Genomic DNA, 15,002 nt, shown 5'->3' with positions numbered 1-15,002 from the left:
TTTATGAAGAAAGTGAGACAGGCGAATTGTTTAAGTTATAGCGTTCCTTCAAACAATGAATACGGTGTAGTTCTTCAAGCAGGTGATGAATCGCAAGAAGTTCGTACAGCATGGTTGTTTCTGTTGAAAAAGGCTGATCCACTCTGTTTTCTTCCTGCTTATGTGCCCAAAACCTTTTTTTAAAAGTCAAAACAAGCGTTTGATGCTGCAAAGAGCTTTTATATTGTTCATTTTGTAAGACGTTATGAAAGGAAGTGAAAGTGTCCCAAATCACTTGATGTTTTGCACTTTGAAGCTGGTGAGCAGGCAAATAAATTAAATTACCAATATGGTAGACAAGCTGCCTCATAAGTGAAAGTTTCTTATATTCATAGTGGAATTTTCTCATAGCTGTACGAGTGAAATGGTGAAACTTCCATTCTTTTCGCTGATACTCACAAAGCGTTTCAATTTTTTCAATTTCAGCAGAAAGCTGCTGAAATTGAAGCTTTGTTTGTTTATGACAAGCGTGTACTTGAGAAAGTTCGCTTCCTCTTTGCTGTAAGACGCTACTCATTTGTTTTGAGAGATTTTGAATTTTCCTCGTAATAATCGGTGTATAATTAGGAGGAAGAACAATGATATTTACAAGTGAAGAAGTAAGCAGCCCAATACTAGTGGTCGCTAGGCGAATTAAAAATGATATGAAATAATGGTCGTGCACAATCGTCAGCATAGCCACTCCTGTTAGCGTTGCAACGAGTGTTCCGGCATGTAAACGCAATTTATAACAGGATATAATAGTAGAAACAGCAACAAGCATATAGGTAAGCGGCGTTACGCCTAAAAGAAATGTGTAAATCATGGCAAAAGCAGCTCCAATTGCTGAAGCAGGAAAGCGAATGAACGCTTTTTTGATAGAATCCGCAGCGGTTGGTTCAATCGTAACAATAGCTGTAATAACAGCGAGCATATACGGCCAGCCAACGGACTGACAAATGAGTGCAGTCAAAAAAACGGCAATGCCTGTTTTAATAATACGACCGCCTAAAAAATTAAATTTTTTTACGTTAATCATTATGCATACCTTCTTTAAAACAGTTAGTAGTTTAATTATAAGGCATATTAAGGTGATAGGAAAACACGTCTTAAAAACTAGCTTTCAAAAAACGAATAAATATACTATAATTTGTTTAAATATTTAAAAGAGGAGTACAACTAATGAAACAATTAATAAATGAAACAATTAATAAATTACAGGATACATTTTATGATGTAAGCAAATATATTGGACAAAATCCTGAGCTTGGCCATGAAGAATTTAAGGCTTGCAAAGCATTAACAGATGTTTTAAAAGAACAAGGGTTCACAGTTGAAATTGGTACATGTGACTTGCCAACGGCTTTTACCGCTGTTTATGACAGTCAAAAGCCAGGTCCATCGATTGGGTTTATGGCAGAGTACGATGCTTTGCCGGATCTCGGACACGCATGCGGACATAACTTAATTGGAACCATGTCAATTGCCGCTGGTATTGGTCTGAGTAAAGCAGTCGCAGAAACGGGCGGTAAAATATACGTATACGGAACGCCTGCAGAGGAAACACGAGGCGGCAAAGTAACGATGGCTGAACAAGGTATTTTTAATCATTTAGACGTAGCTATGATGGTGCACCCTTATTACTGTCATCAAAAAAGCGGGCGTTCTCTTGCGATGGATGCGATTCAGTTTGAGTTCTTCGGAAAATCTGCACATGCAGCCGCTGCCCCTCATGAAGGAATCAATGCGCTAGACGGTGTATTACAAACGTTCAATAGCATTAATGCGCTTCGCCAGCATGTGAAGCCGGATGTACGTATTCATGGAGTGATTACAGAGGGTGGCAAGGCGGCCAACGTTGTACCGGATTATGCAGTAGCGCAATTTTATGTTCGCGCTTCAACTCGTGCATATGTAGATGAAGTAACAGATAAGGTGAAGGCATGTGCACATGGTGCTGCTTTAGCGACGGGAACAAAATTAAAAATCTCAAACTATGAGTTTTCTTATGATGATATGCAAACGAATCAAACATTATCCGACGTCTATACAAATAATCTCATCTCATTAGGTGTGAGCGAGCAAAGCATTACGGAAGACCAAGGCGATCATGGATCTTTAGATATGGGGAATGTGAGTCAGGTTGTTCCGGCTATTCATCCGTATATTCAAATTTGTGATGATTATTTTGTTTGTCATACGCACGAATTTAGAGAAGCAGCTTTAAGTGAGCAAGGAAGAGAAGCAATGATACTTGGTGCAAAAACAATGGCATTAACAGGGTATGACGTATTAACAAATCAAACGCTGCTCCAAAAAATTAAAGAAGAATTTAATGCTACAAAGTAAGAGGTAATAATAAAACCATACTAAATAATACGCTTGCGACTGCAAGCGTATTATTTAGTATGAGAAGTGGGACTGAATGGTTCGAAAAATTTGACCGTGGCGCTGTTCATCGCTCGCAGCTCGAACAATGCGGCTTTGAATTCGAGCATTTGTGATTCTTCTAGCGATTGATTGATAAAATGGAACGGTTTCTACTTCATCTTTAATGGATTCAGAGACCCCTTCTTGAAAAGTATTTGGCAGTTTTATGTTTAATGAAATCTGTGGGTAGCTGCCTGATAAATCATAATAGGCTTTAGAAAACCAGTCAAAGTGTTTAATTTCATCCTGCCGAATACCTAATATAGCTTGTTGAAACTGATCATTAGGAGCCAGCTCTGCTAGGCGTGTATAGTAGTGAATAGCAGAAAACTCATCGTTTACAGCTTTGTTTATATCTCTTAAAAGCTGTTCGTCTAGTCTTGTATCATCTTCCCAATATTCTTCATGCCGGGAGTAAAATTCATACATATGGATATACCTCCTCACCGTTTTGTTCTCTTGTCGTCACCATCATCGTATGTATAGACAAGAAAAGGCGTACATTAAAAGAAAAAAGTTTAACAAAATGGTAAAAAGGGTATGTGCAGAGAATAGTATCAAAAAAGACAGAGGTTATCTTATGATTAAAATTGTAGCTAAAACCAAAGAAGGAGCTATTAAAGACATAGAAATGAATGAGATTCGTTCAAGCCATGACTTTCAATGGTATTGGGTTGATTTTTACAATCCCACCGAGGAAGAAAAAAAGCAGCTTGAACAATTTAATTTTCATCCTTTAGCAGTTGAGGACTGTTTGAATCAAGGTCAGCGGGCTAAATTTGAGTTGTATGATGAGCATTATTTTTTAGTGTATTATGCACTTCATAAAGAAGAGCTTGAGCACTTAGAAGTATCTGCATTTGTGGGGGATAACTTTTTAGTCACTTACCACTTGGACAAGCTAACGAGCGTGGCTAGAGTGTGGGAGCTTATCAAAAAAGACCCTGAGGCTACCGAAGATGGAACATGGGATATCATGTATGAACTCTTAGATCATACCGTTGATGAATACTTCCCTGTGCTTTATAAATTTGAAGATCACATAGACGACATTGAAGACAATGCAAAAGACGAACCTATGGATGAACTAATGAGGCAGCTTTATGACATCCGAAGTGATTTGTCACGAATGCGCCGGATTTTAAACCCCATGAGAGATTTAATGTATCGTATTATGTCAACCAATGCGTTAAAAGCAAAAGAGCAGGTTCGCTATTTTAATGATATTTATGACCACCTATTAAATATGATTGAAATTATGCAAGCAAGCAGGGATTTGTCAAATGATATTCGAGAAAGCTTTATGTCCATCAACTCGGATCGTATGAATTCAATCATGTTTACGCTAACGCTGATGTCAGCTATTTTCTTACCGTTGACGTTTATTGCTGGCCTCTATGGCATGAACTTTTCATATATGCCGGAACTGACGGGAAAATATAATTATTTTATTGTACTGGGCATTATGATTGGGCTTGTAGGCGTAATGGTCTTTGCCTTTTATAAAATGGGATGGTTCAAATATCGAAAAGGACCTAAACTATAAAGTAGATTGTTAACCTTCCTGTATAAATGTTCATCAACTCAGTAAAAATGAAATTAAATAAGCGAAGATCTTATCTGCCTCTAGATAAGATCTTTTTCTTGTGCTATAAACAAGGAAAGCAGGGAAGCGAGGGAAGAATGTGAAACACGGAAGAATGGGGCTGCGAAGCATCACGGTGCTGCTTGTATGCATGGTGGTAATTCTATCGCTATTGTTAACGGATTTATTAGTTAGCAGTTCAATTGGAAAAAACATCCGAGATCAACAGGCTGAAAAAGCTCGGACTATTGCTACAATTATTTCAGAATCAACGAACGTGAAAAAAGGACTAAAGACAAAAACACCTCAGTCAATTCAGGAATTTACTGAACGAATTCGTAAAAAATCAAGCGTCTTGTTTATCGTTGTTATAGATATGAATGGAATCCGCCAATCTCACCCAGATCCTAAAAAGATAGGAAAGAGGTTTGCCGGAGGCGATGAGCAAAAATCATTGCACGGGAAATCTTATGTATCTGTATCAAAAGGAACGCTTGATAAATCTCTGCGCGCTTTTGCACCTATTTATAATGAAAAAAATCAACAAATTGGCGCAGTGGCTGTGGGGATTTCTTTGAATAATGTAAATGAAGCGATTAGAGATGGGCATCGTCGAATTGTTTTAGGTTCATTAATTGGCTTACTTGTAGGCGTTCTTGGTGCTATTTTATTAGCGAATTACATAAAGAAAATTTTATTTGGCTTGGAACCTTCTGAAATTGCTAAAATTCTAGAAGAGAGAAGCACCATGCTGCAGTCGGTTCGTGAAGGAGTGATAGCTGTTGATAAAGAAGGTAATATTACACTTGCTAATCGTTCTGCACGCCGCTTATTTGTTAAAGCAGGGTTAGCACCAGAGCCAATCGGTTTGTCTATTCGAGAATATATGCCCACCTCCAGATTGGACGACGTTTTGTCTACGGGGGAATCTCATTATGATGAAGAGCAAGTCATAAATGGAGTAGCCATTGTAGTTAATAGGGTTCCGCTAGTGGTAAACGAAGAGATTGTAGGAGCACTTTCTACGTTTCGGGATAAAACAGAAGTTAATATCTTAGCAGAACAGCTAACAGGTGTTAAAATGTATGTGGAAGCGCTTCGAGCACAATCGCATGAATTTATGAATAAACTTCATGTGATTTTAGGAATGGTGCAGATGAATTATTATGATGAGCTAAAAACGTATATTCATCAGCTTGTTAATCATCGTGTCGATGAATCTAGTTCAGTGACTAAATCTATTAAAGATCATGCGTTGGCAGGGTTTCTCATGGGCAAAATGAGTTATGCTAGAGAGGAAAGCGTAGAACTGACGTTTTCCGCTGATGAAGTTATTCCAGAACCTTCAGATCCACACGTTACTCATCATCTCATTACCATTATTGGAAATTTAATTGATAATGCAATTGATTCAGTTTGTCATCAAGCCTCTAAAAAAGTGTCCGTTATGCTTGTGTATAAAAACAATAAGCTTACGATTCAAGTTACGGATACAGGCTGCGGCATTCCTTCCGATACAATGAATCAGATTTTCAAGAAAGGCTTTTCTACAAAAGGAACGAGCAGAGGGTTTGGGCTGCATTTAGTGAAGCAAACGATTGATGAACTAGGTGGCCAAATCGTTATTGACTCATTTATAAATAGCGGTACCACATTCTATATTGATATTCCGTACGAAACAAGGAGAGATCAAGTTGATTAAAGTATTAATTGTTGAAGATGACCCAATGGTTGCTCAGTTTAATCAAAAGTACATTGAAGAGATAGAGGGGTTTACAGTGGTCGCTGTTGCTCATTCGGGTCATGAAGCCTTAGTGAAGGTAAATGAATATCAAGTTGATTTAGTACTGCTTGATATCTTTATGCCTGGGCAAAATGGTTTGAGAGTTTTACAAGAGATTCGAACAAAGCAAGAGGAAATAGACGTCATTTTTATCACCGCTGCTTCGGATGCCCAAACGATTCAGCAAGCTTTACGCTATGGAGCGATTGATTATTTGATTAAGCCTTTTACATTTGAACGCTTTTATCAAGCACTTTCGGCTTATAAACAAACATTTCGTACGTTAAAACAGCAACCTCAGCTTAATCAACAGGAATTAGACGGGCTGCTGTCTAATAAAAAAATAAAAGAAGCTCCGGTAGAGCCGTTGCCTAAGGGTCTAACGACAGGAACATTAGAAGTCATCGTAGAAGCCATTGTGCATCTTAAATATCACCCTTTTTCGACCGATGATGTGGCTGAAAAAACGGGAATTTCAAGAGTGTCTATTCGAAAATATTTAAAATTTCTAACAGATATAGGTCTTCTTGGAGAAAGAATGACTTACGGCACAATAGGACGTCCTGTGTATGCGTACTTATACAATGAACAAAACCGTCACTTGCTGCATCACTACTTCGTTGACTTTGAAAAATAAAAAGATTTACCTGTCAGAGACGTCCGGTGCTATTTTGTCGGTGTGAGAATATTTTACTGTAGAGTGCCGGTGAGTTAAGTGGTATGGTTGATAATAACAAAGGAAAAAAACAAGTCGTTTGACTGAAAAAGAGGTGGTTTCTTGATTGAAAGCATAGAACGCTTGACTGAATTACTGTTATCAGGGAATCAAGATGAAGCTTGGAATATTGTGTGGAAAAAAAGACAGCAGGGTTTCGACACATTTTATATTTTTCAGCAATTCATTTCAGTGTCAATGGCTCAAATCGGTATGATGTGGGAAGAAGATGAAATTTCAGTGGCTGATGAACATTTAGCTACTACTACCTGTGACTATGTTTTGTCACGCTATCAATTGTGTATAAGACAAGAAGTTATTAAAAGTGAAAAAAAAGGTCTGTTTTTGTGTATAGAAAATGAACAGCATTTTTTAGGTTTAAAAATGATTTCCATTCTCTTTGAAGAGCACGGATGGCAGACGAAACTTTTAGGAGCAGATTCTCCGCTTTTACATGCAACGCACGCTGTTGAACAATGGAAACCTGATTTAGTAGGAATCTCGTTCAGTTTAACTCATCATATAGAAAAAGCAAACGAATATATAGAAGGATTAAAAAAGACAAAACATCAGCCGCTTATTTTAGTTGGAGGCCGAGTAGTTTCAAACTATAAGTTTCCTCTTGTTCAAACAAATCAAGTTCGATTTATTGCACAGCTAGAGGAGTTGAAAGAGCTTTTTCATTATCAATCAATTAGGGGGATTAAGGTTGTCGACTATTAAATATGCTCCGCTTCCTGCTTTTATTATGGATGAGGAAATGAATATTCTAGCGCAATCTGATGAAGCAGCCGCTTTATTCGGAGAGGTTCAACATTTTTTAGAAATTGTTGATGAAGATAGTCAGAACAAAGCTAGAAAACGATTAGGAAAGAAGGAAAAAATAAAAACAGAATTAGTCATGCATTCGCGTAAAGCTAAGATGTCTCTTTATACTGTGAATTGCAAATGGGAGCAAGATAAGGCGCATGTAATATGTGTAGAGGAAGATTCTCAAATTAGAATTCTCTCAGAAAAAATCGAACAGCATACAGCGCGTTTATCTGAAACAGACTTAGAACTGCTGCTGCAAAAAGAACGATTAGAAAAGGCCATGAACCGAGTTATAGAGCTGTCGGGACCGTTTATTCATTTATCGAACAACATGGTGCTTATACCTCTGTTTGGCGATTTATTTGAGGAAGTCATCATGAAAAATGAACATCGGCTGCTCAGACAAATAGATGAGGAAACGGTTGATCGAGTTATCATTGATTTTAATGGAATCGGTCAAATTGATGAACGAGGTGTTGCAGCCCTAGAACATTTAATATGGGAATTTCAGCTAATGGGCGTACAGATTTATTTAACAGGTGTGACACCCGATCACAGTCAATGGCTTCACCAGTATCATTTTCAAGCAAATGTAAAATCTATTAGTAACCTAGGTCAGGCCATTCATCAATTTTTTACAACGGCATGAAATGGCTACAAAAAGTGAACACTTCATATAAAGGCAATAAGACAGGGGATCAATACGGATAAACAGGTGATTAAAATTTGGTGAAACACGCGCGTAAAGTAGCTTTAAGAATTTCAATTATATATATCATTATTGGCGCTGTATGGATCTTGATATCTGATAATATATCTAGAACATTAGCGCAAGGTCGTTTTGAAGTATATATTTTTTTTCAACAATACAAAGGTTGGTTTTTTATTTTAGCTACGGGCATTATTTTGTATGGGTTGGTATATAGGAGAGCTTATAAACTAGTGGAGTCCCAGCAAGAGCTCGTAGTGAAAGAACACGAACTTCAAACGAGCAATCAGCACTATCAATCTTTGTTCAAACATAATCCTGATGGTGTTTTTGAAATAAGTAAAACGGGTGAAGTACTTCTTGCTAACCCGGAAGGTGAAGCAATCGTTGGATACTCCAGTGAAGAACTGCAAAAGATGAAACCTTCAGCTCTTATCGCAGCTGAAGAGTTTGATATGTGTAAAGAGTATTTTAAAGAAGTGCTGAATGGAAAAGGTGCTAAGTTCGAAATGAATGTGATCAATAGAAAGCGAGAAAGACGGTTGCTTAGGTGTTCTTTGCTTCCCATTATTGTTCATAAGCAGGTAGTAGGTGTATTTATGATTGCACGCGATATTACTACATACCGTCAAGATGAAGAGCTTATGATAACCTCGGAAAAAATGTCGGTTATTGGACAAATGGCAGGTGCCGTAGCACATGAAATTAGAAACCCCCTTACTTCTTTAAAAGGTTTTGTACAGGTTATGCAAGCCTCTAAGGAAACAAATGACACATATTTAGATATCATGATGTCTGAAATCGACCGCATCAACTTAATCTCCAGTGAAATGCTCATTCTTGGAAAAAAGCAGCATGTATCTTTTGAAAAGACCAATTTATGCGAGATTTTAAAACAAGTTATTACGCTAATGGAAGCGCAGGCCAATTTAAATAATGTTTCTATTTTATTGAAAGAAACAGCAAAAAGGCCTATTTATGTTTCGGCTGATGCAAATCAGTTGAAACAAGTGTTCATCAATGTGATCAAAAACGGTGTAGAAGCTATTATTGAGAAAGGCCATATTACAATAACAGTTGAAGAAAAAGATACACGAGCATTGATTCACTTCGAAGACAATGGAATCGGAATGAGTCAAGAGAGGATTGAACAAGTAGGGACGCCGTTTTATTCTACAAAAGAAGCTGGAACGGGCTTAGGGCTGGCCGTGTGTTACAAAATCATGGAGCGTCATCAAGGTACCATGCATTTTAAAAGCGGTAAAGGAAAAGGGACAACGGTTACTATTGATATGCCAATTACAGAACGAAACAGCCGCCTTTCGTAGTTCAGAGAGGCGGTTGTTTTCTTGAAAAAGAGGAAGTAAGCAGCTGAGCCTTTTGCATTCGGATCCATATAGGACATAAAACCTCCTTCTTATACAAGTTTTCGTCCATAATAAAGAGGATCATATTGTTTTCTATAGAAGCAATAGTGTATCATAGTTGAAGCTATGTATATCGATGTAGAAAAGTTAAGGCAACAATCGACTTTTCTACTGACGGATTGACAGGGTCCCTTGGGATAAGGAAGGTTTATTTATAAATAGAAATTAAGGTCAGTATTAACGCACATGGCCACTGATACATTCGTTTAATTGAAATAAAAAAATCGTTTATAATATCGAGAAAAGCATGGAAAAGGAGATAGATATGAGTCAGTTTATAGAGACTTTACAGCCTTTTTTACAAGAGGCGTGGAAAAAAGCAGGGTTCAATGAGCCTACTGCCATTCAAACGAAAGCTATTTCAGAGATTTTAGCTAATAAAGATGTAATAGGAGAATCCCCAACGGGAACAGGAAAGACACTGGCATATTTGTTGCCTGTCTTACATCGCATTCAGCCGGGACCATCTCATGTTCAAGCGGTTATTTTAGCATCTTCCCATGAATTAGTTATGCAAATTCATGGTGAAATTCAAACTTGGTCGCAGGGAAGCGGTATTTCAAGCGCTGCGTTTATTGGCGGAGCAAATATGAAACGGCAATTAGAAAAACTCAAAAAGCGCCCTAATATCATTGTTGGTACCCCAGGACGTTTGAACGAATTAATTAAAATGAAGAAATTAAAAATGCACGAAGTCAAAACAATTGTGATTGATGAAGCGGATCAATTGTTTGTACCTGAGCATGTTCAAACGGTTCAACAGATTGTAAAAATGGCGTTAAGTGATCGTCAAATCCTAGTCTTCTCAGCTACTGTATCAGAACGTACCAAATCGCTAGCGAAAGACATGATGAACCAGCCTCTTGAAATAGAGGTAGGAAGAGATGAACTCCCAGCTTCGAAGGTAGAGCATGTATACATCAAAAGTGAAGCTAGAGATAAAGTGGACGTGCTTAGAAAACTAGTTCGTCAAGAACAAATGAAAGCTTTAGCCTTTTTTAAAGGGATTGATACTCTGATCGAGTTTGAAGAAAAATTAACATTTAAGCGTGTAGAAGCAGGCTCTTTACACAGTGAAACGAAAAAAGAAGATCGTGCTACGACGATTAAAGGGTTTCGAAAAGGAGATTTCCCTGTCTTATTAGCAACGGATGTCGCAGCTAGAGGATTAGACATTAAGGGATTGACGCATGTAATTCATATCGATGTTCCTCAAGATGCAGATCAATACGTACATCGCTCAGGTAGAACAGGCAGATCGGGAGCAGAAGGTACAGTCATTTCTCTTGTCACTGAACGAGAAGAGCGAAATTTAAAACAAATCGCACGTGAACTTCAACTTTCATTAGCGAAAAAAGAGCTTTATATGGGCGAAATCGTCGATGAAGGTACAAAAGAGCAGTCCCGTACAGCTAAAAAACCTTCAAAAAAGCCATTTAACAAGAAAAAGAAACAAAAAGGTCGGATGTAAACTAGGTATTCTTCCTTTTTATAACAGCAGTGTCACAACCTAAAAAGCAACGTCTACTGCTTTATTACAGCAGCCTGGCGTTGTTTATTTTCTCTATTTCCCCTGTATAAATAAGTAAAAAAAGAGAAATGTAGATATTTTTTCCTAGGTATGAAAATAGTTTGAATGATGGATTTTGTTTTTTGTAACCTTATTTTAACATTACTTTAAGAGACTTCTAATAAAAGAGGAAGAAGGACGTGGGGACATTTTATGGATGCAATTGATGATCTCTTTGACGACATAGAGCGAAGAAGAAAAAGCAAAGAATATAGTCGAGATGCAGATCAATTAGAATCATATTTACATGAAGTTCAACATATCATGGAATTTCTTGAAGAAGGTATCTATCTGTTTCAAAATTCGCACCAACAATATGCGTCAGATTGGTCAGGGCGTTCTAAGAGCTCATATGAGGATATTTATAATGATATTACGCAATCCACTTTTCATCTGTACGACGTAAGGGATGAATTGTTTCAAACTTTACGCTTAGAAATTTCACGATTAAGAGAGCTAGCATCGGCGTAATAAATAACATTATCGACTCACTCTTTTAGAAAGTGAGTCTTTCCGTATAGGCTTAAAAAATGTTTGGATGATGACTGAAGGCTTACAAGAGATAGGGGGACGGACATACATGGAGATAAAAGTAAATCCAGAGGTGCTGCAGACATTTGCAGAGCGAATTCAACAGTCTCATTCACAGACGGCTGATGCACTTCAAAAACTAAGCTGGGAAGCTACAAATCTACATTTCTTGTCTGTTGCAGATATTGATAAAGTGCTGGACTTGCAGGAAGAGTTACAGCATATGATTCGCAAACTTGATTCGCTAACGGAAAATGCACATTTATTAGTAAAAGACACTGCGGAGCAAATGAGAAAAGCAGATGGAGAGCTAGAAGGCTCTTCAGGCTGGACGGAGTTTTGGTCGAGCGTATGGAGCGATGGGAGCGCCCATTCGCAAGATACGTGGAATGACATAAAGAACTTAAAAGAATGGAACACGTATGACAATATGCATAGAACGATTGAAAAACCTCTAGGTACTCTTAATGTTATGTGGAGTTCGCTTTCTATGTCTTGGGAAGAAAAAGTAGTGAATGGTTCTACATGCAGTCGAACGGAATTTTTTACTTATGGGGTTATTCAAATGGGATTGGGCATTTTAAGTCAGGAGATGAATCCTTCAAACATTATGTTTAGTGACAGCACAGAGGAAGTGAAGAGAGAATGAATGAAGTATATGATGGCGCTGGAAGTGAAATGGTACAGTTCCTTACAGGATTGTCTCAGCAATGAAGTATACATTTAACTTATTAGAAAAATCGTTAATTGAAGCAATGAAAGATAATAAAAAAATTGCTCAATTTTATAAAACTTTAATGAATAGCAATTTATGGCTAGTTGTTAGCTCAGAACATGTAGCATCAGATATATTAATTGCAGAGCACTACGTTCAGACGATGAAAAGTGCAGCGTATCGATATTTACCTGTTTTTTCGTCAAAATATCCGATTGAACAGATGCTAAAAGATGAAAAGACCGTATGTGTATCATTTAAGGATATGCTGCCTGTATTAAATGAAGAAATAGCCATATTACTTAATCCTGACACGCCTCTCTCAAAATTATTCATCCCGGAAGAAATAAGAATGTTAAAAGAAGATCAAAATTATTTTAAGCAGTAGCCAAGGCGATAACAAGCACATGTCCTTTTTTCAAGCATGTCTGAGTCTTAAATAAATAGGATATATATATAGGCAGGGCCTTAAACAGGCTGCTGCTTTTTTATTACTAGTAAATAGTTCTATAGATAATAAATAGAAATGTAATTTAATAGTCTTATAGTTTTTATTTTCCTTTAAATAGGTACCTATAGATTAGATGGAAAAGGTTTAAATGAGAACAAAATCTTGGTTTTTAAGGTTTTATTTGCATTTTTTAGGGGTATTTGTAGATACATATTCTCATTTTTGGAGGCTTTTGCAAGTAACCTTTGACCTTATCACTAGAGTTTCTTACAATAATAGTAAATATATAAACCGAAGGAGAGATATGTATGTCAGGAATTATTCGCGTAACACCAGCAGAGCTTCGCGACATGTCAGGTCGCTATACTAACGAAAGCGGTCAAGTTCAAGAACTAGTAAGCCGTCTTGATACAATGAAAAATCAACTTCAAGATATGTGGGAAGGTGCTTCAAGCGAAGCGTTTGCTGCTCAATACGAAGAATTAAAACCTTCTTTCGTTGAAATGTCTAACCTACTTACAAAAATTGCTAAGCAATTAGACGACTCTGCAAATGTTCTTGAAGATACAGATAACCAAATCGCTAGCCAAATCCGCGGTTAACTTCATCTAATAATCTAAGTGAAGTAATAAAAGGAGCGCCCCATTCTCAAAAGATGAAGGCGCTTTTTCTATGTTTTGAGGTGATGAAACCCTATGTATATAGAAGTAACAGTAGACTTAAAGCACTATACAGGTGATCGGTTCGATTTGCGACTATCAAACTATCATTCAATCAAAAAAGTAGTCGAGATCGTTTGGCAAGCTAAAAAGATTACTCAATCACCAAAGGACGGTGCGTGGATACGTGTTTCAAATAAAAATCTTATTTTCTCGGGAAATGAGACGATGATTAACTGCGGAATTACCACAGGTGATTGTATCGAAATTCTCTAAAGGAGTCTATTAGAATGTCAGAGAAGAAACCGACTTACTTAGAAGAGCAGCTCGAAGCTGTAATGACACGTCATAATAATGAATATACATTTGTTTTTCAAAAAGAAAAAATTCGACTTGATCGTTCTGTTGAAATTGAAATGTTAAAGGATGTAAACACGGCTTTTCAAAAAGAAATCATGATGAGCGATGATGAACTTAAAATAACAATTAAGCCTACCTCTGAATTTCAACCTTTTACAGCATTAAGGGGAAAAGAAGAACAGCAAAAGTGGCTGTTTGCAGATCAGCTTATCAAAAAGGTAAAGCAGCATTCTTTTTCAAGGCTGCATTTGTTGATTTGTCCAGAAAATATCATTTTTGATAAAAGTTTAAGTCCTGCTTTTTTACATTATGGAGTGAAAGAAAGTTTACCTCCTTATGAGCCTAACGAGGAACAAAGCTTTCAGGAGTTAAAGGCTACGATAGCGGCGGCCGTTGACTCATCGCATACATTTGAACAGTATTTTAAGTTATACGAGACCTTGCAATTAAAAGAAGACGCTAAAAAAATAATGCATATCAGCAATGAGGAAGAGTTGAGTCAATTTGTTCAGCATAAGCTAACCCAAATTGAAAAACATCAAAAGACACTTGTTCAACTTCCTCAAAAACGCTGGACCATTTTTAAGTTTTCATCTGTCGGTATACTTGTCTTATTAATTCCAGCTCTTATTTATACTTTTTATTCTTATTTTTTTGCTCAGCCGAAACAAGAAGCATTTGTAGAAAGCAACGAATACTTTCTTGAAAAAAACTACAGCAAAGTAGTCGACACACTTGAAGATTACGATATTGAAAGTATGCCTAAAATTGTGCAATACGAAATAGCAACCTCCTATCTTGTTAATGAAAAGTTGGGAGAGGAGCAAAAGGCAAATGCTTTAAAGACTATTACGCTTCAGTCAGATCCTCAGTACTTTGCCTATTGGTTTTACATTGGCCGAGGAGACAACAAAAAAGCTTTAGAAGTGAGCCGGTTGTTAGAAGAACGTTCGTTAATTATCTATGCATTAATGAAATACGAAGGTCAGCTAAAGACAGACAACGATTTAGCGGCTGATAAAAAGCAAGAAGAGCTTGATAAAGTAGCGAATGAACTGGAAGAATTCAAGAAAGAAAATGATCAGCAAGAAGCGGAAGCAGCCAAGCAGCAAGAAGAGAAACAGGCTGAGGAAGCACAGGCGGCCAAGCAGCAGGAAGAAGAACAGAAAGCTGCAGAAGCCGAGAAAAAGAAACAAGAAGAGCAGAAAAAACGGCAGGAAGATCAATCGAAGTAGG

General features: G+C 37.3%; 16 protein-coding genes. 14 read left to right on the top strand and 2 right to left on the bottom strand.

All coding sequences use genetic code 11. The annotated features are described in order from the left end of the window. Window position 1: 1 nt before the first annotated feature. Complete coding sequence (locus WKH56_RS30920; RefSeq protein WP_048021614.1) at window positions 2–1,057, bottom strand: aromatic acid exporter family protein; 1,056 nt, start codon at window positions 1,055–1,057, stop codon at window positions 2–4. Between the two features lie 143 nt (window positions 1,058–1,200). Between WKH56_RS30920 and WKH56_RS30915 the strand changes: the two genes are divergently transcribed. Further along, on the top strand, window positions 1,201–2,367 hold the full coding sequence (locus WKH56_RS30915) for a M20 family metallopeptidase (protein WP_047751748.1): 1,167 nt from the start codon (window positions 1,201–1,203) through the stop codon (window positions 2,365–2,367). Window positions 2,368–2,421: 54 nt separating this feature from the next. Here the strand turns inward: WKH56_RS30915 and WKH56_RS30910 are convergent, their stop codons facing one another. Beyond that, on the bottom strand, window positions 2,422–2,877 hold the full coding sequence (locus WKH56_RS30910) for a ferritin-like domain-containing protein (RefSeq protein WP_028412483.1): 456 nt from the start codon (window positions 2,875–2,877) through the stop codon (window positions 2,422–2,424). Window positions 2,878–3,028: 151 nt separating this feature from the next. Between WKH56_RS30910 and corA the strand changes: the two genes are divergently transcribed. The 13 genes from corA (at window position 3,029) to essB (ending at window position 15,001) form a co-directional block, all read left to right on the top strand. Further along, entirely contained in the window at window positions 3,029–3,994 is a 966-nt protein-coding gene (gene corA / locus WKH56_RS30905; protein WP_048021608.1) for a magnesium/cobalt transporter CorA, read from the top strand. A gap of 154 nt (window positions 3,995–4,148) precedes the next feature. After that, window positions 4,149–5,735, top strand: coding sequence for a DcuS/MalK family sensor histidine kinase (gene dcuS, locus WKH56_RS30900; RefSeq protein WP_048021641.1), 1,587 nt, complete (start codon window positions 4,149–4,151; stop codon window positions 5,733–5,735). Beyond that, window positions 5,728–6,453 carry a response regulator gene (locus WKH56_RS30895; protein ID WP_342837331.1) on the top strand — a complete coding sequence of 242 codons (726 nt, stop codon included), beginning with the start codon at window positions 5,728–5,730 and terminating at the stop codon, window positions 6,451–6,453. Before dcuS ends, WKH56_RS30895 begins: the two co-directional genes overlap by 8 nt. Window positions 6,454–6,594: 141 nt before the next feature. Beyond that, window positions 6,595–7,254 (top strand): cobalamin B12-binding domain-containing protein, encoded by a 660-nt coding sequence (locus tag WKH56_RS30890; protein ID WP_028412479.1) that lies wholly within the window; start codon window positions 6,595–6,597, stop codon window positions 7,252–7,254. After that, window positions 7,241–7,993, top strand: a complete 753-nt coding sequence (locus tag WKH56_RS30885) for an STAS domain-containing protein (protein WP_033580723.1) — start codon at window positions 7,241–7,243, stop codon at window positions 7,991–7,993. The genes WKH56_RS30890 and WKH56_RS30885 overlap by 14 nt, the downstream gene beginning before the upstream one ends. 80 nt (window positions 7,994–8,073) lie before the next feature. Then, the gene (locus WKH56_RS30880) at window positions 8,074–9,381 is read left to right on the top strand and encodes an ATP-binding protein (RefSeq protein WP_223546637.1); all 1,308 of its coding nucleotides are present in this window, start codon (window positions 8,074–8,076) and stop codon (window positions 9,379–9,381) included. 364 nt (window positions 9,382–9,745) lie between these two features. After that, the gene (locus WKH56_RS30875) at window positions 9,746–10,951 is read left to right on the top strand and encodes a DEAD/DEAH box helicase (protein WP_028412476.1); all 1,206 of its coding nucleotides are present in this window, start codon (window positions 9,746–9,748) and stop codon (window positions 10,949–10,951) included. A gap of 252 nt (window positions 10,952–11,203) precedes the next feature. Continuing rightward, on the top strand, window positions 11,204–11,521 hold the full coding sequence (locus WKH56_RS30870; protein ID WP_048021605.1) for a hypothetical protein: 318 nt from the start codon (window positions 11,204–11,206) through the stop codon (window positions 11,519–11,521). A 109-nt stretch (window positions 11,522–11,630) separates the two neighbouring features. After that, window positions 11,631–12,230, top strand: a complete 600-nt coding sequence (locus WKH56_RS30865) for a WXG100 family type VII secretion target (RefSeq protein ID WP_048021603.1) — start codon at window positions 11,631–11,633, stop codon at window positions 12,228–12,230. Window positions 12,231–12,291: 61 nt separating this feature from the next. Further along, a complete protein-coding gene (locus WKH56_RS30860) occupies window positions 12,292–12,684 on the top strand; it encodes an SseB family protein (protein WP_033580724.1) in 393 nt (130 codons plus the stop codon). A 371-nt stretch (window positions 12,685–13,055) separates the two neighbouring features. Next, entirely contained in the window at window positions 13,056–13,349 is a 294-nt protein-coding gene (locus tag WKH56_RS30855) for a WXG100 family type VII secretion target (RefSeq protein ID WP_028412473.1), read from the top strand. A 93-nt stretch (window positions 13,350–13,442) separates the two neighbouring features. After that, window positions 13,443–13,682, top strand: a complete 240-nt coding sequence (gene yukD / locus WKH56_RS30850) for an ESX secretion system protein YukD (protein ID WP_025752817.1) — start codon at window positions 13,443–13,445, stop codon at window positions 13,680–13,682. A gap of 14 nt (window positions 13,683–13,696) precedes the next feature. After that, the gene (gene essB, locus WKH56_RS30845; protein WP_310884156.1) at window positions 13,697–15,001 is read left to right on the top strand and encodes a type VII secretion protein EssB; all 1,305 of its coding nucleotides are present in this window, start codon (window positions 13,697–13,699) and stop codon (window positions 14,999–15,001) included. The last annotated feature ends 1 nt before the right edge of the window (window position 15,002 follow it).

The sequence above is a fragment of the Priestia sp. SB1 genome (assembly GCF_038898415.1).
Note: the sequence above shows the minus strand (reverse complement) of the source record. Positions and strands in the feature narration are given on the sequence as shown.